Source organism: Embleya sp. NPDC001921, assembly GCF_053594475.1.
On sequence record NZ_JBSFEO010000051.1, the window covers coordinates 50,859 to 74,163 of the forward strand.

The 23,305-nt window shown below is 70.2% G+C and carries 19 protein-coding genes; 6 read left to right on the forward strand and 13 right to left on the reverse strand.

Annotated elements, in window-relative coordinates:
* Nucleotides 1-48: 48 nt before the first annotated feature.
* On the forward strand, nucleotides 49-393 hold the full coding sequence (locus ACWCPW_RS41640; protein WP_395874566.1) for a cupin domain-containing protein: 345 nt from the start codon (nucleotides 49-51) through the stop codon (nucleotides 391-393).
* Between the two features lie 93 nt (nucleotides 394-486).
* Here ACWCPW_RS41640 and ACWCPW_RS41645 read toward each other — a convergent pair whose 3' ends face one another.
* From ACWCPW_RS41645 to ACWCPW_RS41660, 4 genes are all read right to left on the reverse strand, one after another.
* Nucleotides 487-1,419 carry a carbohydrate ABC transporter permease gene (locus ACWCPW_RS41645; protein ID WP_449766825.1) on the reverse strand — a complete coding sequence of 311 codons (933 nt, stop codon included), beginning with the start codon at nucleotides 1,417-1,419 and terminating at the stop codon, nucleotides 487-489.
* Nucleotides 1,416-2,330, reverse strand: coding sequence for a carbohydrate ABC transporter permease (locus ACWCPW_RS41650; protein ID WP_449766826.1), 915 nt, complete (start codon nucleotides 2,328-2,330; stop codon nucleotides 1,416-1,418). The genes ACWCPW_RS41645 and ACWCPW_RS41650 overlap by 4 nt, the downstream gene beginning before the upstream one ends.
* 44 nt (nucleotides 2,331-2,374) lie before the next feature.
* The gene (locus ACWCPW_RS41655; RefSeq protein ID WP_449766827.1) at nucleotides 2,375-3,688 is read right to left on the reverse strand and encodes an extracellular solute-binding protein; all 1,314 of its coding nucleotides are present in this window, start codon (nucleotides 3,686-3,688) and stop codon (nucleotides 2,375-2,377) included.
* A 489-nt stretch (nucleotides 3,689-4,177) separates the two neighbouring features.
* The gene (locus ACWCPW_RS41660) at nucleotides 4,178-4,969 is read right to left on the reverse strand and encodes a DeoR/GlpR family DNA-binding transcription regulator (RefSeq protein ID WP_449766828.1); all 792 of its coding nucleotides are present in this window, start codon (nucleotides 4,967-4,969) and stop codon (nucleotides 4,178-4,180) included.
* Between the two features lie 236 nt (nucleotides 4,970-5,205).
* Between ACWCPW_RS41660 and ACWCPW_RS41665 the strand changes: the two genes are divergently transcribed.
* Together ACWCPW_RS41665 and nagA are read left to right on the forward strand one after the other, a co-directional pair.
* On the forward strand, nucleotides 5,206-6,171 hold the full coding sequence (locus ACWCPW_RS41665) for an ROK family protein (RefSeq protein ID WP_449766829.1): 966 nt from the start codon (nucleotides 5,206-5,208) through the stop codon (nucleotides 6,169-6,171).
* Nucleotides 6,168-7,310: an N-acetylglucosamine-6-phosphate deacetylase gene (nagA, locus tag ACWCPW_RS41670; protein WP_449766830.1), complete on the forward strand. Its 1,143-nt coding sequence runs from the start codon at nucleotides 6,168-6,170 to the stop codon at nucleotides 7,308-7,310. The genes ACWCPW_RS41665 and nagA overlap by 4 nt, the downstream gene beginning before the upstream one ends.
* A 70-nt stretch (nucleotides 7,311-7,380) precedes the next feature.
* Here nagA and ACWCPW_RS41675 read toward each other — a convergent pair whose 3' ends face one another.
* Entirely contained in the window at nucleotides 7,381-8,484 is a 1,104-nt protein-coding gene (locus ACWCPW_RS41675; protein ID WP_449766831.1) for an ADP-ribosylglycohydrolase family protein, read from the reverse strand.
* Nucleotides 8,485-8,864: 380 nt separating this feature from the next.
* Here ACWCPW_RS41675 and ACWCPW_RS41680 point away from each other — a divergent pair, with 380 nt between their 5' ends.
* Nucleotides 8,865-10,937 (forward strand): arabinofuranosyltransferase, encoded by a 2,073-nt coding sequence (locus ACWCPW_RS41680; protein WP_449766832.1) that lies wholly within the window; start codon nucleotides 8,865-8,867, stop codon nucleotides 10,935-10,937.
* Nucleotides 10,938-11,015: 78 nt separating this feature from the next.
* Here the strand turns inward: ACWCPW_RS41680 and ACWCPW_RS41685 are convergent, their stop codons facing one another.
* The 6 genes from ACWCPW_RS41685 to ACWCPW_RS41710 all read right to left on the reverse strand — a co-directional run bounded on the left by ACWCPW_RS41685 (nucleotide 11,016) and on the right by ACWCPW_RS41710 (nucleotide 18,383).
* Complete coding sequence (locus tag ACWCPW_RS41685) at nucleotides 11,016-13,610, reverse strand: bifunctional FO biosynthesis protein CofGH (protein WP_449766833.1); 2,595 nt, start codon at nucleotides 13,608-13,610, stop codon at nucleotides 11,016-11,018.
* A gap of 202 nt (nucleotides 13,611-13,812) precedes the next feature.
* Nucleotides 13,813-14,232 carry a PIN domain nuclease gene (locus tag ACWCPW_RS41690; RefSeq protein WP_406297228.1) on the reverse strand — a complete coding sequence of 140 codons (420 nt, stop codon included), beginning with the start codon at nucleotides 14,230-14,232 and terminating at the stop codon, nucleotides 13,813-13,815.
* A complete protein-coding gene (locus ACWCPW_RS41695) occupies nucleotides 14,229-14,444 on the reverse strand; it encodes a type II toxin-antitoxin system VapB family antitoxin (RefSeq protein ID WP_449766834.1) in 216 nt (71 codons plus the stop codon). The genes ACWCPW_RS41690 and ACWCPW_RS41695 overlap by 4 nt, the downstream gene beginning before the upstream one ends.
* A 176-nt stretch (nucleotides 14,445-14,620) precedes the next feature.
* Nucleotides 14,621-16,396 carry an N-acyl-D-amino-acid deacylase family protein gene (locus ACWCPW_RS41700; RefSeq protein WP_449766851.1) on the reverse strand — a complete coding sequence of 592 codons (1,776 nt, stop codon included), beginning with the start codon at nucleotides 16,394-16,396 and terminating at the stop codon, nucleotides 14,621-14,623.
* A gap of 164 nt (nucleotides 16,397-16,560) precedes the next feature.
* On the reverse strand, nucleotides 16,561-17,349 hold the full coding sequence (locus tag ACWCPW_RS41705; protein ID WP_449766835.1) for a glucose 1-dehydrogenase: 789 nt from the start codon (nucleotides 17,347-17,349) through the stop codon (nucleotides 16,561-16,563).
* Nucleotides 17,350-17,435: 86 nt separating this feature from the next.
* Nucleotides 17,436-18,383 (reverse strand): TIGR03619 family F420-dependent LLM class oxidoreductase, encoded by a 948-nt coding sequence (locus ACWCPW_RS41710; RefSeq protein ID WP_449766836.1) that lies wholly within the window; start codon nucleotides 18,381-18,383, stop codon nucleotides 17,436-17,438.
* 117 nt (nucleotides 18,384-18,500) lie between these two features.
* On the opposite strand from ACWCPW_RS41710, the gene ACWCPW_RS41715 reads away from it, so the two are divergent.
* Entirely contained in the window at nucleotides 18,501-19,340 is an 840-nt protein-coding gene (locus ACWCPW_RS41715; protein WP_449766837.1) for an enoyl-CoA hydratase/isomerase family protein, read from the forward strand.
* 192 nt (nucleotides 19,341-19,532) lie between these two features.
* On the opposite strand, the gene ACWCPW_RS41720 is transcribed toward ACWCPW_RS41715, so the two are convergent.
* Nucleotides 19,533-21,164: a FadD3 family acyl-CoA ligase gene (locus ACWCPW_RS41720; protein ID WP_449766838.1), complete on the reverse strand. Its 1,632-nt coding sequence runs from the start codon at nucleotides 21,162-21,164 to the stop codon at nucleotides 19,533-19,535.
* 135 nt (nucleotides 21,165-21,299) lie between these two features.
* Here ACWCPW_RS41720 and ACWCPW_RS41725 point away from each other — a divergent pair, with 135 nt between their 5' ends.
* A complete protein-coding gene (locus tag ACWCPW_RS41725; RefSeq protein ID WP_449766839.1) occupies nucleotides 21,300-22,076 on the forward strand; it encodes an enoyl-CoA hydratase/isomerase family protein in 777 nt (258 codons plus the stop codon).
* 187 nt (nucleotides 22,077-22,263) lie between these two features.
* Here the strand turns inward: ACWCPW_RS41725 and ACWCPW_RS41730 are convergent, their stop codons facing one another.
* On the reverse strand, nucleotides 22,264-23,292 hold the full coding sequence (locus tag ACWCPW_RS41730; RefSeq protein ID WP_449766840.1) for an acyl-CoA dehydrogenase family protein: 1,029 nt from the start codon (nucleotides 23,290-23,292) through the stop codon (nucleotides 22,264-22,266).
* Between the last annotated feature and the right edge of the window lie 13 nt (nucleotides 23,293-23,305).

The window sequence follows — 23,305 nt, forward strand, 5'->3', positions numbered from 1 at the left end:
AATCACCCGAGGGAGGGCGTCGCGGCAGTGGCCTATATGCTCCGCCGCATGTCTACTTTTGCCGTCCATATCCCCGCCGCCGAACTCGAAGCCGACCCGCTCGACCCGGCCCAGATCGTCTCCGGCACGCCCGAGGTCTCGGGCAAGGTCCTGTGGGAGTCCGAGGACGGCAAGCAGATCCGCGGCATCTGGCAGATCACCCCGGGCGTGGTGACCGACACCGAGGCAAACGAGCTGTTCGTGGTCGTCTCGGGCCGGGCCACCATCGAGATTCGGGGCGGCGCGACGATCGAGGTCGGCCCGGGCGACGCGTGCGTGCTCGAGGAGGGCGACGAGACGGTGTGGACGGTGCACGAGACGCTGCGCAAGGCGTACCACATCACCCTGCCGTAGCCGCGGCGTCCGCGAACGCGCCGAAGCCCACAGGCCCCCGAGACCTGTGGGCTTCGTGCTTCCCGGAGTCGTCCGGACCGAAGGTCGACCGGACTACTTGACCGACCCGGCGGTCAGACCCGACACGACGTGCTTCTCGATGTACGCGAACAGGATCACCACCGGCACGATCGCCACCACCGACCCCGCGAACAGGTACTGCCACTCGACCCGGTAGGCGCCGAGGAAGCTGTTGATCCCGACCGTGAGCGGTTGCTTGTCCGGTGTGGTCACCAGCACCAGCGCGACGGTGAACTCGTTCCACGCCGCGATGAAGGTGAAGATGACCGCCGTGACGATGCCGGGCATCGCCAGCGGCAGGGTGACCCGACGCAGTGCCCCGAGACGGGAGGCACCGTCGATCATCGCGGCCTCCTCCAGCTCGACCGGGATCGCGCTGAAGTAGGCGGTCAGGATCCACACCGAGAAGGCCAGGTTGAACGCGCCGTTGACGAGCACGAGCGCCCAGTACGAGTCGAGCAGGTCCAGGATGTAGAACTCGCGGTAGAGCCCCACCAGCAGGGACGTCGGCTGGAACATCTGGGTGACCAGCACGAGCATCAGGAACACGCCCCGGCCGCGGAACCGCTTGCGCGCGGTGTAGTACGCCGCGGGCAGCGAGACCACCAGCACGAGCAGCGTCGACATGCCGGCGACCAGCAGCGAGACCTTGAGGTTGTCGCCGAGCGTGGACTTGTCCCACACGTCGACGAAGTTGGCCCATTCGAACTTCGACGGCACGTAGCCGTCGCTGGTCAGTTCGTCCTTGGGCCGCAGCGCGGTGATGCCCATCTCGATGTACGGCGCGACGAAGACGATCGCGATCACCCACGCGAGCGCGCCGAACCACAGTTGCCTGTGGCTGTACTTCGAGCCCCCGAGCGCGGACTTCTTCCTTCCGGGCCTGTTCCCGCGGGCCGAAACGCCCGAAGGCTGCTTCGCGGCGCCGGCGCCCGGCTTGCGGCCGGCGGCGGTGCTCGTGCTCATCGGTCGGTCTCCTTGTTCCCGCGGCTGACAACGAGGAAGAACGCGACCAGGATGATGATCATCGCGAAGTTGGCCACGGACATCGCCGCGCTCTCGCCGATGTCGGACGCCTTGAGCTGGTACATGAACACCGTGGTCGTCGCGGTCTCGTAGCCCGGTCCACCGTTGGTCATCGCCCAGATGATCGGGAACGAGTTGAAGACGTTGATCAGGTTGATCACCACCGCGACCAGGATCGCGGGCTTGAGCAGCGGCAGGGTGATCGACAGGTAGGTGCGCCACGTGGACGCGCCGTCGATCTTGGCCGCCTCGTACACCTCGCCGGGCACCGTCTGCAGACCCGCGAGCAGCGTGTACGTGGTGAACGGCAGCGACACGAAGACCGCGACCGCCATCATCCACGGCATCGCCGTGGACGGCTTGCCGAGCCAGTCCTTGCCCGCGTCCATCAGGTGCAGGTCGACCATGAGCGTGTTGATCGCGCCGTGGGTCTCGTGCAGCATCCACTTGAAGACGACGGCGGTCATGAAGACCGAGGCCGCCCACGGCACGATCATCGCCCAGCGGGCGAACCGCCGGCCGGGGAAGTGCTGGTTGAACAGTTGCGCCAGGAACATCGACAACACGAGCGTGATGGCGACGACCACCAGCACCCAGATCACGGTGTTCCACAGCACGGCCACGAAGTCCGGCTCGTCGAACAGCTTCTTGTAGTTGTCGGTGCCGTTGGATCCCACCACGATGCCGGTGCGGCGGATGCGCTGGAAGGAGCTCCAGACCATCACGACCACGGGCCACAGGACCACGACACCGATGAGGAGGACGGCCGGGCCGATCCACGGCAGCGGGGCCAGCGCCTTCTTGACTCTGGTGACGACGGTAGGCGCTCTGCGTACGGCGGTTTCGGCCACGGGGCCGTCCTCCTCCTTCGGTGCTCGGACGTATCTGTGGTGCGTCAGCTCTTCTGCTGCGCGACCGCCGCTTCGGCTTCCTTCTGGAGCTGGTCCAGCACGTCCTTGGGCGACTTGCCGGAGACCGCGCTACCGAGCTGCTCCTTGATCTTCGGCGAGAGCACGTCCCACGCGACGTCGTTGAGCGGGTAGAACTTCGCCTTCGGGAGCAGGTCGATGTACGGCTTGAGGCCGGCATTGGCCGGGTTGGCCGTCATCTTGGCCATCACCGACTTGGTCACCGGCGGGAAGCTGTACTGCTCCTGGAACTTGATCTGCTGGTCGGTGCTGAAGGCGTGGTCGACGAAGGCCTTGATCTGGTCCTTCTTGCCGTTCTTCTTGAACGCCATCATCCAGTCGCAGACCCCGAGGGTCTCGTTCAGCGGGCCCGTCTTGCCGGCGATCGGCGCGGTCGCGTACTTGAGGTTCGGGTAGTCCTTCTTCAGCGTGGCGATCATGGTGGGGTTGCTGTTCACCATGCCGACGCTGCCGCCGTAGAAGTCCGTGTAGACGTCCTTGCGGTTCTTGGTGCCGGGGTTGGACTCGGTCAGACCGCCCTTGACCAGGTTGTCGTTGACCCAGTTCAGCGCCTCGACGTTCTGCGGGCTGTTGACCGTGTACTTGCCGTTGGTCTGGTAGCCGCCACCGTTGCCCAGCGCCCAGTTCATGAACTCGCCCTGGGCCTCCTCCTTGCCCAGCGGCAGGCCGAACGGCGTGGGCACGCCGGCGGTCTTGAGCTTGGTCGCGGCGGCCTTGAGCTCGTCCCAGGTCTTCGGCGGGTCGGTGATTCCGGCCTTGGCGAACAGATCGGTGTTGTAGATCAATTGCCGGGTGCTGGAGGTGAAGGGAATGCCGTACTGCTTGCCCTTGACCGTCGCTGCGGGCGTGAAGGAATCGACGAAGTCGGCTTTGGTGGCGGGCGACATGATGTCGTCGACCGGGTAGAGCAGGTCGTCGACGACCTTGTCGGCATAGCCGCCGGTCTGCAGAAGGTCGGGCATGTCGTTGTTCTGGATCATGGTCGCGACCTGCTTGTCGATGTCATCCCAGTTGATGACCTGCAGGTTCACCTTGATGCCGGGGTATTTCGCGTTGAAACTCGAAATCACGCCGTTCCAGTACTTCTGCATGCTGCCGTCGCCGCTGCCGTAGTCGGCGACGACCAACTTGATCGACCCGTCCTTGGGCGCGCCGGCCTCGCCGGAGGCGCCGGGGGTCGCCTTGTCGTCGTCCTTCTTGTCGTCCGAGCCACCACACGCTGACAGAAGCAGTGCGGCCGACAGTCCTGTCGCCGCCAATGCCATCTGGTGCCGCTTCATCGCAGTACCGCCTTCATGCCTTCGGGAAAACAGGACCGTTGGTGAGGGTTTGGTCGCGCTAAACCCATGCACTCGCTTGCGCAAAACTGTTCGCAACGCGGGATTGAAGAAAACTCTTGAGCAGCATCGAGCATTTTGCGGACTCGCCGTGTCGGCAGTCAACACCTCGCCGGAAGAAAGGTCTACACCAATCCTGAGATTCCGAGGAGGGGTCGAGGAAGTTTGCAGAGCAATTCGTTACCCATGCGGGACCCGTGCGGGCGCGCATGCAGAGGAACCGGCACAGACGGTGCCGGTTCGGTCTCACGAATGGTCTGCCGAGTTGGTTGGCGCGCGGGTGCGCAGGCGGGTAGACAGGCGCGTACACGGGCGGGCACACGGGCGGGTACACGGGCGGATACGCACGCGGGTACGCGAACGCCCGGGACGCGCGGTCGCGTCCCGGGCGAGCGGGTGCTTCGGGCCGCCGGGCGGGTCCGGCGCGCGGGCTCAGACCCGGATGACCCGCACGCCCGCGTCGACGAACGCCGCCGTGGCCTCCTCGGGCGCGGAGGTGTCGGTCACCAGCACACTGATGCGATCCAGCGGGCAGATCCGGGCGAACGCGCGGCGCCCGAGCTTGGACGAGTCCGCGGCCACCACCACCCGACCGGCGCCGGCGGCCATCAACTGGTTGATGCTCGCCTCGCCCTCGTGGTGGGCACTCGCGCCGTGCTCGACGTCGATCGCGTCGACGCCCAGGATCGCCACGTCCAGAGCCACCTCGCGCAGGATCCCGGTGGCCAACGGGCCGATCAGTTCGTAGGACTGGGTCCGCGCCACGCCGCCGGTGACGACGATCTTCACGTGCCGCCGTACGGCCAGCTCGCCCGCGATGTTGAGCGCGTTGGTGACGATGGTGAACGCCTGCGCGTTGGAGTCGCCCTCGGTGTGCAGGTCGGCCCGGGCGACCAGGGCGCGGGCCACCTCGGTCATCGTGGTGCCGCCGTTGAGCCCGATCGTCTCGCCCGGCTTGACCAGCGCCGCGGCGGCCTGCGCGATGCGCTGCTTCTCGGACGCGTGCCGGGCGGTCTTGTAGCGCAGCGGCAGATCGTAGGAGACCGCGTGCGCGACCGCGCCGCCCCGGGTGCGGGTGAGCATCTGCTGCTGCGCGAGCTGATCCAGGTCTCGACGGATCGTCGCGGGCGAGACGTCCAGCTCCGAGGCCACGTCCTCGACCTCGAGCCGGCCGTGCTTGGCCAGCAGCTCGAGAAGCGCACCCCACCGCTCGTAACGGCTCACCCGTGACCTCCCACCCTGTCCGACAGCCCTGGCCGACTCGCGTCGGATCGTTCGGGACATCCTCGCGGGCGCCCCACACGTGTCGAGCGTCGGGGTTTCCGTGAGCCCGCGCTCACTGAACGATGCTGTTGCATGTTCATGTTTTCAACTGCTATCCAGTGAGCACAAACGCGCATTCTCGGATCCACCCGCCCTCGGGCTCACAATCCGCCCCATCTACCAGACTCGAGACGCCGATGCCGCACGTGAACACCCCGCCGTCCGACCTGTCCGGCGCGGACTGCGTCGTCGCACTCGACGTCGGCGGCACCGACATCAAGGGCGGCGTGGTCGACGCGGGCGGCAACCTCGTCTACAGCGAGCGGCGTCCCACCGGCCGCACCCACGGACCGAACGCGGTGGTCGCGGGCATCGTCGACTTCGCCGCGGCGCTGCGCGAGCGGGCGGTGGAGTCGGGTGGCGTGCCGCGCGCGGCCGGGGTCGTGGTGCCGGGCATCGTGGACGACCCGGCGGGCGTCGCGGTGTGGTCGGCCAGCATCCAGTGGCGCGAGGTGCCGCTGCGCTCGCTGATCGCGGACCGGCTCGGCCTACCGGCTGCTTTGAGCCACGACGTGCGCACCGGCGCGCTGGCCGAGGGCCGGCTCGGCGCCGGACGCGATTGCGACAACTTCCTGTTCGTGGCGATCGGCACCGGGCTCGCCTCGGTGCTCGTGTTGAACGGCCGCCCCTACCCGGGCGCGCACGGACAGGCGGGCGAGATCGGCCACATCACGGTGCGGCCGGGCGGTGGCAGGTGTACGTGCGGCGCGGTCGGCTGTCTGGAGGCGCACTTCTCCGGACCCGCCATCGCGCACGCGTTCGCCGAGGCCGCGCCGGGTGACGATCCGCCGCTGAGCGCGGCCCAGGTGGTCGCCCGGGTGGCCGCCGGCGACCGGGTCGCGGCCGCCGTGTGGGGGCAGGGCCTGTCCGCGTTCGCGGACGGCCTGCTCACCGGACTCGCGCTGTACGACCCGAAGTTGCTGGTCATCGGCGGTGGTCTCTCGCTCGCCGGGGAACAGTTGTTCAATCCCTTGCGGACGCTGCTCGCCGAGCGCGCCGTGGTCCAACACGTACCGCCGCTGGTGACCGCGGCGCTCGGGGACGAGGCCGGCTGCCGAGGCGCCGGTCTGATCGCGTGGGACACCTTGGAGGTGCGCGGGTGACGGTGCTCGGCAATGCGCGAGTGGTGCTGCCCTCCGGGGTGGTCGAGGGCGCTTCGGTGGGCGTGGTCGGCGACCGCATCGCCTTCGCGGGCCCGGGCCTGCCGGCCGGTCCGGAGCCGGCGGTCGACGTCGCGGGCAGCTGGATCGTGCCCGGCTTCGTGGACATGCACGTACACGGCGGCGGGGGTGGCTCGTACACCTCCGGCGACCCGGACGAGGCGCTGCGGGTGGCCGAATTCCATCGCTCGCACGGCACCACGACCACGGTCGCGAGTCTGGTCACCGCCTCTCCCGCGGACCTGCTGCGGATCGTGACCGAGTTGGCCCCGCTCGTGCACGACGGCCGGCTGGCCGGGCTGCACCTGGAGGGCCCGTACCTGAGCGCGGCCCGCTGCGGCGCGCACGACCCGACCCAGTTGCGCGCGCCCGACCGGGACGAGGTCGCCGCGCTGCTGAAGGCGGGCGGCGGCGCGATCCGGATGCTCACGCTGGCGCCCGAACTGCCCGGCGGCGTCGAGCTGGTGCGCCGGCTGGCGGACGAGGGGGTGATCGCCGCGGTGGGGCACACCGACGGCACCCACCGCGAGACGCGCGCGGCGCTGACCGCGGGCGCGACTGTGGCCACCCACCTGTTCAACGCGATGCGCAGCGTGCACCACCGCGAGCCGGGACCGGTCACCGCGCTGCTCCAGGACAGCGACGCGGTGGTCGAGTTGATCAACGACGGCGTGCACCTGCACTCCAGCGTGGTCAATCTGGCCTACGCGAGCGCGGGGCCGGACCGGGTCGCGTTCATCACCGACGCGATGGGGGCCGCGGGCATGCCGGACGGCGTGTACCCGCTGGGGGTGATGACCGTGGACGTGGTCGACGGGGTGGCCCGGCTGGCCGACGGCGACTCGATCGCGGGCAGCACGCTGACCCTGGACCGGGCGCTGCGCAACGGCGTCGCGGGCGGCCTGCCGATCGCCGACGTGGTCCGCTCGCTGTCCGCCACCCCCGCCCGGGCGTTGGGCATCGCCGATCGGGTCGGCACCCTGGAGCCGGGCAAGCGGGCCGACCTGGTGGTGCTCGACGACGCGCTGCGGGTGCGCGCCGTGATGGTCGGCGGCGCGTGGGTGGACGACCGCCGCCCCTGACCGAACCGGCCGGCCGCCCCGAAGTCGGGGCGGCCGGCGCCCGGTTGGGCCCGGTGACGCCCGCCGGCGCTCAGTTGGGCGGGTAGCGCTTGGCCCAGGAGGTATCGCCCGCCTCGGGCCCGTGCAGCGTGGTGCCCTGGGTCATCTCCATCGCGAAGTCGTCGGCCAACTCCAGGATGGCGCCCCGGCCTTCGAGCTCGGCGACCAGGTCCGCGGGCAGCACGGTGTCGCCGTGCATGGCGCCCAGCAGGTTGCCGCAGATCGACCCCGTCGAGTCGCTGTCGCCGCCGTGGTTGACCGCGAGCAGCAGTCCGGTGCGCATGTCCGGGGCCACCAGCGCGCAGTACAGGCCGATCGACAGCGCCTCCTCGGCCGTCCAGCCCTGGCCCAGCGCCTCGACCCGCTCGGCCGAGGGCACGCCGGCGCGGACCGCGGCCGACGCCGCCTCGATCGCCCGCGCCGTCTCGGCGTGCTCGGGACGGGACTTCACCAGCTCCAGCGCCACCCGCACGCCCTCCTCCAGCGGCGCGCCCTGCATGACCGCGTGCACGATCACCGCGAACGCGCCCGCGGACAGATAGCCGGTGGGGTGACCGTGCGTCAGCACCGCGCACTCCACCGCGAGTTGGAAGACCAGCTCGGGACGCCAGCCGACCAGCAGGCCGAACGGCGCCGAGCGCATCACCGCCCCGCACCCCTTGGAATCGGGGTTCTTGGGCCGCTCCAGCGTGCCCATCACGCTCTCGTCCTCCAGCCCGCGCAGGCACGCGGATCCGGGCGCACGCGAGCTGTACAGCCACTCCTCGCGGACCAACCAGCCCTCGTCCTTGCGCTCGTCCGGCCCCCACTCGCTCTGCGTCGCCTTCCAGCGCAGATACGCGCCGTGCAGATCGGTCGGCGGATGCCAGGCGCCGGTGTCCCGGCGCACGTGCGCGCGGATCAGACCCTCCACCGTGAACAACGTCATCTGCGTGTCGTCGGTGATCGCGCCGTGCCGGTGATACGCCGTCACATACCCGACGACGCCGTCGGGCCCGTGCTGTTCGCGGATCTCCGCGAGACTGAGGAACTCGATGCCGGCGCCGAGCGCGTCACCGATCGCCCCACCGACCAGGCACCCGCGTACTCGCGCCCGAAAGTCCTGCAGCCGGTCTCTGGACCAGAGTGCGGCCATGTGTGTGTACTCCCCTCCCCCGACACCCCACGGCAGCGTACCCGCGGCGGGTCGCCAAGGGGCCGCACACACGTCCGACGGCCCGGGGCCGGCGGCGCCGGCGAACGGGTGCGGCACGGCCTCCGCCGCGGTCCCCGATCGCGATCCAGCGCGAAGGGAGGAGTCCGAGCCGTCTCGGGCGGGGAGCGCCGCGGTCCTGTGGGCATGATCGGGTCGGGGGATAGGCTGCCGTCCCGAGGTGTGGGCCCCGACGAGTCCGGTATCCGTTTCCGGCCGGATCGATCCGCGGCGGCCCGCTCGCCTCGGTGCTCGAGCCAGCCGATCCGGAAGTCGACCGTACGCTCCCGGATCTCATCGAACGGGACCGCTTGGTGGACGTAATGTCGGATCATTCGGCGCACGACGTGGCGCGTTCGCCCGTGTCCGGAAATGGATCCGCCGGCCCGGCGGTCGGCCGTGCGGGGCGCCGATCGTGGTCGATCATCGGCGAACTGTGCTGTGCGGCGGCGGTGGCCGTCGCGACCAGCCTTCCGCTCCAGTACCTGATCACCCACGCCGGGCTGCCCAGGCCGCGGATCATGGTCGGACCGGACAAGTCGCAGACCCTCTCCAAGTCCTTGATCCCATTGGAGTTCGCCAGTCTCGGTGCCCTCGCGCTGCTCGGCGCGATCGCGTTCCTGATCCTGCGCGGCGGGAAGCGGCCACTGCTGCGCACCGTGTCGACCTGGGTGCTGCTGACCGCGCTGCCGACGATCGTGCTCGCGCTGCCGCTGTACGCGACCAAGTGGTACTACGGCGGGCTCGCGGGCGACAACTCGTTCCGCAGCCAGTACCTGACCCGGATGACCGACTCGCCTCGGCTGTCCGACATGAACTACGAGAGCACACCCCCGCTGTACCCCACGGGCTGGTTCTGGCTCGGCGGACGCTTCGCCAACCTGTTCGGCCTGGCCGGCTGGGAGGCCTACAAGCCGTTCACCATCCTGACCGCGGGTGTCACGGTCGCCCTCGCGTTCACGTTGTGGAGTGCGATCGTCTCCCGTCCGATGGCCATCGCGCTGAGCACCGCGACCACGCTGGTGGGATTGTCCGGGATGTCGCCGGCGGTGAACGAGGGCTACGCCTGGGTCGTCACCGCGCTGGCCCCGCCGGTCGTGGTCGCCATCGCCCACGTGCTGGCCCGAGGCGGCCGGGACGCCCACCGCGACCGCCGGCCGAAGAACCTCGGCGTGCTCCTGGGCATCGGGGTCTTCCTCGGCATCTCCGCGCTGTTCTACACGCTGATCACCGGCTTCCTCACGCTGGTGATCGTCGGATCCGCCGCGGTGGGGCTGGTGCTCGACCGCAGGCGCTCCGCCCGGATCCCGAACCCGCGCGGCGCGCCTGCGTCCGGCTACACGCTCGGTACGGTGCTCGGCCGGCTGCTGGCGATCGCGGGTGCGGCGGCGGTGCTCATCCTGCCGGTGTGGCTGCCGTACCTGCTCGAGTCGGTCCGCCAAGGGATGCCCAGCAACGCGGCGCAGCACTACCTCTTCCCCGAGGGGGCGACCTTCGCCACACCGATGCTGGACTTCACGCCGATCGGCGTGCTGTGTCTGATCGGCGTGGTCTGGCTGGTCTGGGCGGTCGGGTCGGGCGACATCGTCGCGCGCGGGCTCGCGATCGGCGTCGTGGGCTGCTACACGTGGTCGGTCCTCTCCTTCGCCGCGGGGGTCGCCGACACCACCCTGCTGACCTTCCGGGTGACCCCGATCCTGGAGCTGTGTCTCGCCGCCGCGGGGGTATTCGGGCTCGCGGCCGGGCTGCGGGAGATCCGGGCCAAGGCGACCGAGCCGAGGATCGCGCGCACCGCGCTCGCCGTGGTCACCGTGCTCGCCGTGGCGTCGGGTGTCGTGGTGGCCCAGCAGTTCGCCCGCTCCGACCGGGGTTCGTTGGACCAGGCCCTGGGCGAGCCCTATCCGGACGGCAACGAGCCGCGGATCCGGGACGAACCGGCGACCGGCGACACCCTCGCGTCGCTGGAACTGGACCGCATGGTCTTCCGGGCCATCGCCGATGCCACGAAGAACAAGGCGCCGAACAAGACGGTCCTGCTCACGGACAACTACCGGCTGCTCGCGATAAAGCCCTACTGGGGCTTCCTGGCCTACATCCCGCAGTACTCCAACCCGCTGGGCGAGTTGGACGCGCGCCAGAAGGAGGTCGCCCGCTGGGCCGCCGCCGACTCGGCGCAGGATCTGATCAAGCGGATGAAGGCCAGTCCATGGCGCGCCCCGGACGTGATGCTCCTGCGCGCCGAGGCGGACGGGTACCACGCGCGCATGGTCGTCGACGCGTTCCCGATGTCGCCCGAGAACCAGTGGCGCGACGTGGTGTTCCCCAAGAAGCTCATCGACCCCGCGGTGTTCGACCTGAAGAAGGTCGGACCCTTCACCCTCGTGTCCCCGCGCTGAACCCGTACACGACCGCGCCCGCCGCCCCCGCGAAGAAGGGGGCGGCGGGCGCGGTCGTCGGTCCACCGGTCGGCCGGATCAGCCCAGGATCGGGAGCATGATGCGTTCGACGTCGGCGTCGTGGCGGCGGGCCACTTCCTGGCGTTCGGGGCTCACCTCGCCGTAGGTGGTGGTGCGCTGGCGGGCTCGGCGGCCCAGGGAGGCGGCCATCGCCTCGAGTTCGACGATGGACTTCTTGGAGCCGTTGTCGGCGCCCGCCATCCGGGAGATGGTCTCCTCCATGAGCGTGCCGCCCATGTCGTTCGCGCCGCCCTCGAGCATCAGGTTGGTGCCCTCGACGCCGAGCTTGACCCAGCTCGTCTGGATGTTGTCGATCTTGCCGTGCAGCAGGATCCGGGCCATCGCGTGCACGGCGCGGTTGTCCCGCAGGGTCGGGCCCGGGCGGGCGATGCCGGCCAGGTAGACCGGCGCGTTGGTGTGCACGAACGGCAGCGTGACGAACTCGGTGAAGCCGCCCGTCTCGTCCTGGATCCGGCCGAGCAGGCGCAGGTGGCCGAGCCAGTGCGAGGGGGTGTCCACGTGGCCGTACATCATCGTCGAGGAGCTGCGGATGCCCAGTTCGTGTGCGGTCTTGACCACCTCGACCCAGGTCGCGGCGGGCAGCTTGCCCTTGGTCAGGATCCAGCGCACGTCGTCGTCGAGGATCTCGGCGGCGGTGCCGGGGATGGTGTCCAGGCCCGCTTCCTTGGCGGCGGTCAGCCAGTCCCGGATGGACATCCCGGTGCGGGTCGCGCCGTTGGCCACCTCCATCGGCGAGAACGCGTGCACGTGCATGTCCGGCACGCGCTTCTTGACCTCGCGCGCGATGTCGAAGTAGGCGGTGCCGGGCAGGTCCGGGTGGATGCCGCCCTGCATGCACACCTCGGTCGCGCCGACCGCCCACCCCTGTTCGGCCCGCTCGCCCACCTGGTCCAGGGAGAGGGTGTACGCGTCCGCGTCGGTGCGGCGCTGCGCGAACGCGCAGAATCGGCAGCCGGTGTAGCACACATTGGTGAAGTTGATGTTCCGGTTGACGATGTAGGTGATCTCGTCGCCGTTCACCTCGCGCCGCAAGTCGTCCGCGATCCGGCCGAGTTCGTCCATCGCGACGCCGTCGCAGTGGAACAGCGCGAGGGCCTGGTCGTCGGTCAGCCGGGTCGGGTCGGCGGCGGCCTGGGCGAGCGCCGCCCGGACCTCCGCGTCGAGCCGGACCACCGATCCCGTGGCGGCGTCGGCGACCTGTTCGCGCAGCGACTCCCAGTCGCCGTACACGTTGTCGAAGTCGTCGCGGCGGTCGCTGGTGCGGCCGACGGTGTCGATGCTCACGTGCAGGTCGGTGCGGCCGGACGCGGCGGCGAAGATGTCCTCGGGTTCCTGCCACGGCAGGCCCTCCGGGCACTTGCCCTCGATCGCGAGCCCGGTCTCCGGGTCGGACAGCGCGCGCACGTGCGGCAACACTCGGGGGTCCACCCACGGCTCGCCGCGCAGGATCACCTCGGGGTAGACGTTGAGCCGCTCGCGCAGCACGAAGCCCGCCTCGGCGGTCCGCTCGGCGAGGAACTCGATCTGCGGCCACGCGAGTTCGGGGTTGACGTGGTCGGGGGTGAGCGGCGATACGCCGCCCCAGTCGTCGATGCCGGCGGCGATCATCAGCGCGTACTGGTCGCCGATCAGGTTCGGCGGCGCCTGTACCCGGACCTTGGGCCCGAGCACGAGCCGCGAGACCGCGATCGCGGCGGCCAGCTCGACCAGGTCGGCGTCCGGCGTCGAGCGCATCGCGGTGTCCGGCTTGGCGCGGAAGTTCTGCAGGATGATCTCCTGGATCGAGCCGTACTGCCGGGCGACCTTGCGCATCGCGAAGATCGACTCGGCCCGCTCGGTCATGTTCTCGCCGATGCCGATCAGCAGACCGGTGGTGAACGGCACGTTCGAGCGCCCGGCGTCCTCCAGCACCCGCAGGCGTACCGCCGGCTCCTTGTCCGGTGAGCCGTGATGCGGGCCGCCGGGCTCGGACCACAGCCGGGTCGCGGTGGTCTCCAGCATCATCCCCATCGACGCGCTGACCGGCTTGAGCCGCTGGAAGTCGGTCCAGGAGAGCACCCCGGGGTTGAGGTGCGGCAGCAGGCCGGTCTCCTCCAACACCCGCACCGACATCGCCCGCACGTACGAGAGCGTGTCGTCGTACCCGTGCGCGTCCAGCCACTCGCGCGCCTCGGGCCAGCGGTCCTCGGGCCGGTCCCCCAGCGTGAACAGCGCTTCCTTGCAGCCGAGCGCGGCACCGTCACGGGCGATCTTCAGCACCTCGTCGGGGCTGAGGAACATCCCGTGGCCCTCGCGCCGAAGCTTGCCGGGGACGGTGACGAAGGTGCAGTAGTTGCAGCGGTCCCGGCACAACCGGGTCAGCGGGATGAACACTTTTCGGCTGTAGGTGATCATCCCGCTGCGGCCCACCGCCTCCAGCCCGGCGTCGCGCACGCGCGCGGCCGACCGGCTCAGGTCCGCCAGGTCCGCGTCGCGCGCGTGCAGGAGCACGGCCGCTTCCGAGACGTCGAGCATGACCCCGTCTCGGGCTCGTCGCAGCGCGCGCCGCATCGAACTCTCGGTGGGACGTCCCTCGTTGGGGGTCGGGGTCATGCGACACCTCGCTGTCGTCGCTGTTGCTCGGGCCGGATCGGCGGGCCGACCGCACCACGTACGCTCCGACCAGCCGACAAACGGGAGCCGACGCGACGCCGTCCCCCGAACAGACCAAGGGTAGGCGCGCTCGATCGAGGGCATCGGGACTCGTGTCGCACGTCACGTGCGGTCCGCAACCGTCGACGAACCCCGGGCATCCCTACGGCAACGAGCCGGTCACCCGAGCCAGTGGCTGCCCGGTGACCTTGGCGATCGCCTCGAAGTCGTTGTCGTCGTGCAGCAGCGCCAAACGGTGGCGCTCGGCGGTGGCTGCGATGATCAGATCGCTGGGCCCCGGCGCTCGATGGGAGCCGGTGTGCATCAGCCTCTGCTGGACCGTCCGCGCTCGGCGGATGTCGCGCTCGTCCGTTTCGTAGGGCAGATAGGCATGGCCGAGCCAGTCGTCCCAGTCGGCGGCCTCACTGGGGCTCCGGGCGCTGCGAAGGACCTCCAATTCGGTGATCGTGCAGATACCGACCAAGCCCGCTTCGATCGAGGCATGCCAGGGCAGCACCAGATCGGTGTCCCGCAACAAGCGCCACACGGCACTCGTATCGATCAGATAATCGGCAACGATCAACTGCGGTAGTTCCTCTTGTCACTCAGGAACTCCAGATCGATCCCGCCCTCGGCGGCCGACCGCTGCATGTCGACCATCGCCTGACGACGCCGCCGGCGCATCGCGACCTCGCGCAGTGCCGTGTTCACCGTGTCCTTCTTCGTCTTGGTGCCGAGCAGGACCATGGCTTCGGCCAACGCTTCATCGTCTATGTCGATCACGGTATTGGTCATATATACCTCCAGTACGTGTCGTATAGATCGTAGGCGGCGGTTGGGCGATTCGCCCCGGCGTCCCGAACGGATCACTCGAACGAGAACCGCCCGGCCCCGCCCGGCACGATCCCGCCCGGGCATGGAGCGGCGGCGTACGGGAGGACCCCCGTACGCCACCGAGTTTCTTGGTGCGGTCAGACCGAGACGGTGACCGTGTCCTTGCCGGAGCGCAGCAGCGTGCCGTTGGCGGCGCCGGTGGTCTCGCCGTCGCGGATGGTCTCCACGCCGTTGACCCGGACGCTGACCACGCCGGTGGACTCGCTGGTCAGTCGGGGGCTGTCACCGGGCAGGTCGTGCATCAGCCGGGCCGGGCCGGAGCCGACGGTGGCCGGGTCGAACAGGACCAGGTCGGCGTGGAAGCCCTCGGCGATCCGGCCCCGGTCCTTGAGGCCGAACAGTTCGGCGGGCTCGGTGGTGAGCATCTGCACCGCGCGCTCCAGCGAGACCAGCTTGCGGCCGCGCAGCATGTCGCCCAGGAAGCGCGTGGTGTAGGTGGCGCCGCACATCCGGTCCAGGTGCGCGCCGGCGTCCGAACCGCCCAGGATCACGTGCTCGTTGTCCCACACCTGCTGCCGCAGGTCCCACGAGGCCTGGTCGTTGTCGGTGGGCATCGGCCACAGCACCGTGCGCAGGTCGTCGTTGATGCAGATCTCGACGAGCGTCCAGAAGTCGTCCTGGCCGCGCTCCTTGGCGATGTCCGCGACCACCCGGCCGGACAGGCCCTCGTTCGCCTCGGAGTAGGTGTCGCCGATCACGTAGCGGCCGAAGTCGGCGAGCCGGCGGAAGACGCCCGCCTCGGGGCTGTCCGCGTTGCGCAGCATCTCCGCGCGCACCTCGGGGTCGCGCAGCTTGGCGATCCGCTCAGGCACCGGCAGGGACAGGATCGGGCCCCAGCCCGGGATCAGGTTGAGCGCGCAGTAGGTCAGGAAGGACATGTTCATCGGGACCAGGACCGGCATGGTCAGGATGACGATCCGCCCGCCGGCCTCCTTGGCCTTCTCCGACGCGTAGATCTGGCGCGGCGCGCGGTCGGGCGCGGCGGCGTCGACGGTGAGCACGTTCCAGTTCATCGGCCGGCCGGCCGTGGTGGTCATCTTGACCAGCAGGTCGATTTCCTCATCCGAGAACTTGTCCAGACAGCCGGCGACGATGACCTCGAGCTGGGTGCCCTCGTGCTTGCCGACCTCCTCGCACAGCGCCAGGATCTCGGCCGGCGTCGCGGCCCGCGAGGGAACCGGGTTGCCGTCGCCGTCGGTGTGGTTGGACTGGCCGGTGGAGAAGCCGAGCGCGCCGGCCTCCATCGCCTTGCCCAGCTCGACCACCATCGCCGCGACCTGCTCGGGCGTGGCCTCCTTGCCGACCGAGTCGGCGCCCATCACGTAGCGGCGGATCGCGCAGTGCCCGGCCATGAAGCCGGCGTTCACCGCGATCCTGCCCTCCAGCTTGTCCAGGTACTGGGCGAAGGTCTCCCAGCTCCAGTCCACGCCGTTCTCCAGCGCGGGCAGCGCCATGCCCTCGACCTTGGCCATCATCCGACGGGTGTAGTCGGCGTCCTCGGCCTTGAGCGGCGCGAGCGTGAAGCCGCAGTTGCCGCCGATGATCGTGGTCACGCCGTGGTTGACCGAGGGCGTGGCGTACGGGTCCCAGTGCAACTGGGCGTCGTAGTGGGTGTGCGGGTCGACGAACCCGGGGGCCAGGATCAGACCCTCGGCGTTCTCGGTGCTCGCGGCCTCTTCGGTTATGCCGCCGGCGGGGGTGACCGCGACGATCCGGCCGTCCCTGATGCCCACGTCACCGAGGAAGGACGGCGCGCCCGTCCCGTCGACGACGGTGGCTCCGGTGATGACGTGGTCCAGCATGGCGAAGCTCCTTCTGCCCTCGGTGTTGCCCGCGAACGCGGCCGGTCGCATGCCCGCGCATACCCGACCCCGCCCACCCACGAAACTGATGGTACGTCAGATATCCGGGGTCGCCAGGGGCCGGCGCGGGATGAGACGGGGCTCACCACAGTCATGCCACAGCGGCATATCCCAGTGGCGGATCCGCACGGCTCGCGACGGCCTCCCGCAACCGCTCAGAAGAGCTTCACGCCCGCCATCCACCCGCCGTCGACCACGATGTGGGTGCCTGTCATGTACGAGCTGTCGGCGCTCGTCAGGAACAGCGCGGCGGAGGCGATCTCGTCCGGCTCGCCGATCCGGGCCAGAGGTATGCCGCCGAACACCTCACTTACCGGGTCCGGCTCGCCCGGCGCCGGGGTCGGTACGGTCAGGCCCTCGATGTCGGCCGGATTGGTCATCGGCGTACGCACGCCGCCCGGGCAGATCGCGTTCACCCGGATCCGCGGTCCGGCCTCCAGCGCGGCCACCCGGGTCATCGCGAGCACCGCGCCCTTGGTGGAGGCGTACGCGACCAGCCCCTCCATGCCGGCCAGCCCGGCGTAGGACGCGATGTTCACGATCGTGCCCGGACCGTCCGTCGCGCGGATCGCCGGAAGCGCGGTCTTCATGCCCAGGAACGTGCCGAGCTGGTTCACCTCGACGATTCGCAGGTATGCCGCCCGGGACATCTCCTCGATCGGGTCGAAGGCCAGGATCCCGGCGTTGTTGACCAGCCCGTCGAGCCCGCCGAACGTGTCGACGGCGGTGCCCACCGCGCGCTGCCAGTCGTCCTCGTCCGACACGTCCAGGTGCACGTAGCGGGCCGCGTCGCCGATCTCCTCGGCCGCCGCCTCGCCCGCCTCGTCGAGGATGTCGGCGAGTACCACCCGCGCGCCCTCGGCCGCGAACAGGCGGGCCTCCACCACGCCCTGCCCGCGCGCCGCGCCGGTGATCAGGACCACCCTGCCGTCCAGCTTGCCCATACCGAACTTCCTTTCGGAGAACCGAGACCGATGGAACGTCAGAGCTTTGGCACAGCCGGGCGGCAAAACCGGGACCGCCACCCGGATCAGGACAGTTGCGGCGCGACCTCGGCGGCGAACCGGGCGATCTGGTCGAGCAGCTCGGCCAGGTCGCGGCTGCGGAAGCGCACCTGGATCTGGTTCGCGCCCTGCTCGCCGTACCAGCGCAGCGACTCGGCGAGCTTGTCCGGGCTGCCGGTGAGGGTGCTCGCGCCGACGTCCCAGCCGGCCTCGCCCACGTACAGGAGCTCGGTGATCGCGCCGATGTCCAGCCGCTCGTCCGCGCGACCGAACTCTTCCTGGTAGCGCCGCAGTTCGGCCAGTTGATCGGGGTAGGTGGCGCGCGGGCTGCCCTGCGGCAGCCAGCCGTCGCCGTACTTGGCCACCCGCTTGAGCGCGGCGCCGGCCGAGCCGCCGATCCAGATCGGCGGACGCGGGGTCTGCACCGGACGCGGCAGCGCGCCCATGTCGCTGACCTGCCAGCGCTCGCCCGCGAAGGTCACGTACTCGTCCCGCAGCGCGAGGTCGAGCAGTTCCAGTGCCTCGTTGAGCGCCTTGCCCCGGGTCTTGAAGTCCACCCCGAGCATCTCGAACTCGGCCTCGACGTGTCCGGCGCCGGCGCCGACGATCGCGCGGCCCTTGGAGATCCGGTCCAGCGTCGCGAACGCCTTGGCGGACATCATCGGGTGCCGGTAGGCGAGAACCGACACGTGACTGATCAGCCGGATCCGCTCGGTGATGCCCGCGAGCCAGCCGAGCGTGGTCATCGTGTCCCACCATTCGGTGCCCATCGCGCCGGCGTGGCTGCGCGGGATCGCGGTGTGGTCGCAGACCGCGATGTACGCGAAGCCGGCCCGATCGCAGGCCTGTGCGATCTCGCCCAGCTCGTCCGGCCCCGAGGTCTCCTCCCAGGCCTCCGCGTACAGCTTGCTCTGCGACTGGATGGGCAGCTGCATGCCGACGTGCAGGGTGCCCGGGGGCAGGATCGCGGCCATGAAAGTGCCTCCGAGGGATCGAGGGAGATCGTTGGACTGTGGCGAACGCGTGTCACATACTCCGATCTAACGGGTCGTCAGACAAGGCCGAAGTACCGCTCCTGGAGGAACCGGACCGTGATCAACACCACCGACCCGAGCATCGACGAGGCCCAGGTGCGAATGCGGCTCGACGTCGAGGAGGACACCGGCATCGCGGTGCTGACGTTGTGTCGACCGGACAAGCTCAACGCGTGGAGCTGGGAGGCGACCCGGCAGTTGGGCATCATGGCCGACCGGATCCGCTTCGACGAACGGGTCCGCGTGGTGCTGCTCCGGGCCGAGGGGCGCGCGTTCTGCGCGGGCATCGACGTGACCGCGCCCGGCGGTGCGATCACCGGCCGCTCCGGCGCGGAACGCACCCGCAACTACTACGAGGGCCTGCGCTGGGTACACGAGCGCTTTCGCACCTTCGCCCGGCTGCCGCAGCCGGTGATCGCCGCCGTCCAGGGCTACTGCCTGGGCTTCGGCTTCGAACTCGCACTGATGGCGGACATCCGGATCGCGGCCGACGACGCCCGGTTCGCGCTGCCCGAGGCGCAGATCGGCGTCGCGGTGGACGCGGGCGGCGACATCCGCATCGCCCGCGAGGCGGGCGCGGGCTGGGCCAAACTCCTGTCCCTGACCGGCCGCCGCATCGACGCCGCCCTGGCCGAACGCCTGAACCTGGTCCAGGAGGTGGTCCCGGTGGCAGACCTGGACCGCACCGCCCGCGCCCTGGCCGAAGAGGTGGCCGCCAACGCCCCGCTCGCCGTCCAGGGCATCAAGCGCAGCATCGACACCTTCGCCGACGCCAACCTCGACGCGGCCCTGGGCCTCACCGCCATGTCCGCGGCCCTGACCCTGGTCTCCGAAGACTCGACAGCCGGCTACACAGCCAAGGCAGCCCGCAAGCCGGCCGAATTCGACGGCAAGTAACCCCGCCGATCCGACCCGCCCAATTCGACCGGGCCAACACAGCGCGGCCAAATCAGCCCGGCCGGCGCTTGAGGCCAAACAGCCCGGCCGGCGCTTGAGGCCACCTCGGCCGAAGGCCAGGTCCCCCCAGCCCGGCCGGCGCTTGAGGCCAAACAGCCCGGCCGGCGCTTGAGGCCAAAACCCCACCCCGCGTCAGCGGCGAACCGCCTCCTCCGCAGCCCGCGCCCGAAGCTCGAACTTCAACACCTTCCCGCCCGGGTTCCGAGGCAGCTCGGTGACGAACTCGACCGCCCGAGGCACCTTGTAGTTCGCCATCTCCTGCCGGCAGAACGCGATGACCTCCTCGGCCGTGACCTGTGCCCCCGGCCGCAGCAGCAGGTACGCCTTGCCCACCTCACCCATCCGCGCGTCCGGAACGCCCACCACCGCGGCCTCCGAGACCGCCGGGTGCCCCGCGAGCACCGACTCGATCTCCGCCGGGTAGGCGTTGAAGCCGCCGACGATGAACATGTCCTTGATCCGGTCGGTGATCCGCAGGTTGCCGTGCCCGTCCAGCACACCCACGTCGCCCGTGTGCAGCCAGCCGTCCGCGTCGATCGCCTTGGCGGTCTCCTCCGGGTCCTCGAAGTAGCCCTTCATCACGTTGTAACCGCGCACCCACACCTCGCCGGACTCGCCGACGGCGGTCGGCTTGCCGTCCGCGTCCACGGTGACCACCTCGACCCCGGGGATGGCCCGGCCGGACGTGGACGAGATGACCTCGGCCGAGTCGCCCTGCCGGCACATGGTGGCCGTACCGCACGACTCGGTCAGCCCGTACGCGGTGAGCACCGAGTCGAAGCCCAGTTCCTCGGCCATCCGGGTGACCAGGGACAGCGGCACCGCCGCCGCGCCGGTGACGGCCAGACGCAGCGAGGACAGGTCGTACTTGCCCGCCCCCTCGCGCGCCACCGCGTCCAGGAGCGACGTGTAGATCGTCGGCGCGCCCGGCAGCACGGTGACCTTCTCCTGCTGGATCACCGCCATCGTGGCGTCCAGGTCGAAGACCGCCTGCGGGATCATCGTGGCGCCCTTGATCAGGCTCGCGACGATCCCGGCCTTGTACCCGAAGGTGTGGAAGAACGGGCTGACGATGAGGTACCTGTCGCCCTCGACGAGGCCGACCACCGACGCCCACGTGTCGAACACGCGCAGCGTCTGCGCCTGGGTGGTCATCACGCCCTTGGGCTGCCCGGTGGTGCCGGAGGTGAAGATGATGTCGCCGATGTCGTCCGCGCCGACGCTCGCCTTGCGGGCGTCCACCTCGGCGGCGGTGACGCGCTCGCCGCCGGCCAGGAAGTCCGCCCACGCGACGCAGTCGTCCGGCGCGGTGTCCGCGAGCACGACCACCCGGCCCAGCTCGGGCAGGTCCGCGAAGGCCCGGCCCTCGGCCGCGCCGCCGGCCGCCTGACGGAGCATCCCGACATAGGACGAACCGAGGAAGGTGCCCGAGACGAACAGCAGCTTGGCGTGCGTCTTGGCCAGCACGAACTTGGCCTCGGCGCCCTTGTACCGGGTGTTCATCGGCACCACGACCGCGCCCGCGGTCAACGCGCCGAGCGCGGACACGATCCAGTCCAGCGAGTTCGGCGCCCAGATGCCGACCCGGTCGCCCTTGTCCACGCCCGCCGCGACAACCGCCGCCGCGGCACGCCGGACGCGGTCCCGCAGTTCGGCGTAGCCGACCCGTACATTGCCGTCCACCACGGCCTCACGGTCACCGAAGCGGTCCGCCGCGCTGTCCACGAGGGCAGGGATGCTCCCCCACTCAAGGTCCCCTTGCATGATCGCTCCCGGTGAGGCCAGAGGTTGATTGAACCTGACGGTACGTCAGATCATGGCGGCGAGGGAAGCGGCATCACGGCGATCGAGACGCAGACCACCGCGACGTGGTGGTCACCGATGATTGAGGGCTGAGGCATGCGCAAGTTCGAGACGCTGGGCTACGAGCAGGAGAACGGTGTCGCGTGGGTGACGTTGAACCGCCCGGACCGGCACAACGCGTTCGACGTCACGATGATCGACGAGCTGCACAGCGTGTGGCGTGAGCTGCGCCACGACGACGACGTGCGCTGCGTGGTGCTCACCGGCGCGGGCGACAAGGCGTTCTGTACCGGCATCGACCGGGGCGTGGACATCCCGCAGCCGTCGTCGCCGTACATGATGGACGACCCGATGCTCAGGATCGGACCGAAGTTCTCCGACCTGTGGAAGCCGGTCGTCATCGCGGTCAACGGGATGGCCTGCGGCGGCGCGTTCTACCTGCTCGGCGAGTGCGAGTTCGTGATCGCGGCGGAGGAGGCGACCTTCTTCGACCCGCACACCACGTACGGCATGGTGTCCGGGTTCGAGTCGATGCACCTGGCCCAGCGCATGCCGCTGGGCGAGGTCATGCGGCTCACCCTGCTGGGCAACGCGGAGCGGATGAGCGCCAAGCGCGCCTACGAGACGGGGCTGGTGTCGCAGGTGGTGCCCGCCGCCGAACTCCTGGACACCGCACGCTGGGCCGCCGAGACGATCGCCTCCTACCCGCCGCACGGCGTACAGGGCTCGGTCCGCTCGATCTGGGCCGCCCGCGACCTGACCCGCGCACAGGCGCTCACCATGGCCCCGCACATGATCGAACTGGGCAACCTGGACTGGTCCGAGCAGGCCGGCCTGTTCCGGACCCGCAGCAAGGAGTACCGGGTCCGCTGAGGACGCGCCGAGGCCCCCCGACCCGCTCGCGCGGGTCGGGGGCTCGGCCGGACGACGGCCGCCCTGTTGCGTCGTCGGGCTGTGGGGCTCGCAAGGTCCGTGGTGCTCGGCAGGCCATGGGGCCGGAAAGCCGTCGTGCTCGGAAAGCCGTGGGCCCAAAGGCCGTGGGCCCACGAAGCCGCGAAGCTCAGAACGTCGGCGTGGTCGGCGCCGGCGCCGCCCCCAGCAGGTCCGTCGCGACCCGGTCGCGGTGTGCGCCCGTGTCGCCCCACGCGCCGCCCAGCGCCCACGCGCGCTTCATGAAGAGCTGGAGGTCGTGCTCCTCGGTGTAGCCGATCGCGCCGTGCACCTGGAGGCAGTTGCGGGCCGCGAGGTCGGCCGCCTCGCTCGCGTAGATCTTCGCCATCGACACGTCGCGGTCCGCCGAGGGCAGGTCGCGGGCGAGCGAGTAGGCCGCGCGCAGCACCACCGGGCGGGCGAACTCCAGCCTGATCAGCACGTTGGCCAGGTGGTGCTGGACCGACTGGTGGGTGCCGATCAGCACGCCGCGCTGGACCCGCTGCTTGGCGTAGTCCACCGTCATGTCCAACATCCGTCGGGTCAGGCCGAGCAGTTGTGCCGCCGCGCCGAGCGCACCGCGGTTCGCCGCGCGAGCCAGCGCCCGATGGGCGCCGGAGGCCACCAGGGTCTTGTCGGTCGGCCGGAACGCGACGGTGTGCAGCTTGCGGCTGCGGTCGACCGAGCGGTGTGCGGTGAGCTCGCAGTCGCCCGGCTCGACCACGTGCAGCTCGCCGTTGTCCAGCCCGATCACCAGCAGGTCGGCCGCCGCGGCCTCGACCGCGAGCCGCTGCCCCGGCAGCAGCACCGACGCGGTGGCCCGCCCGGCCGCGATCTTCGCCAACCATCCGGCGTCGGGGGCGAACTCGGCGAGCAGGCCGACCGCCACCGCCGATTCCAGCAGCGGTTCGGGCAGCGCCGCGTAGCCGGTCTCGACCAGCACGGCGGCGAGTTCCTCGTCGCCCATGCCCAGGCCGTCGTACTCCTCGGGGACCACGATGCCGGTCACGCCGACCTTGGCGAGTTCGGCCCAGCGCTCGGAGATCGCGCTGTCGGCGTCCCACGCGGCGCGTACGTGTGCGGTGGTGCACCGGTCGGCGAGGAATTCGCGGACCGTGTCGCGGAACAGTTCCTGGTCTTCGGTGTATGCGAGGCGCATCGTCGGAATCCTT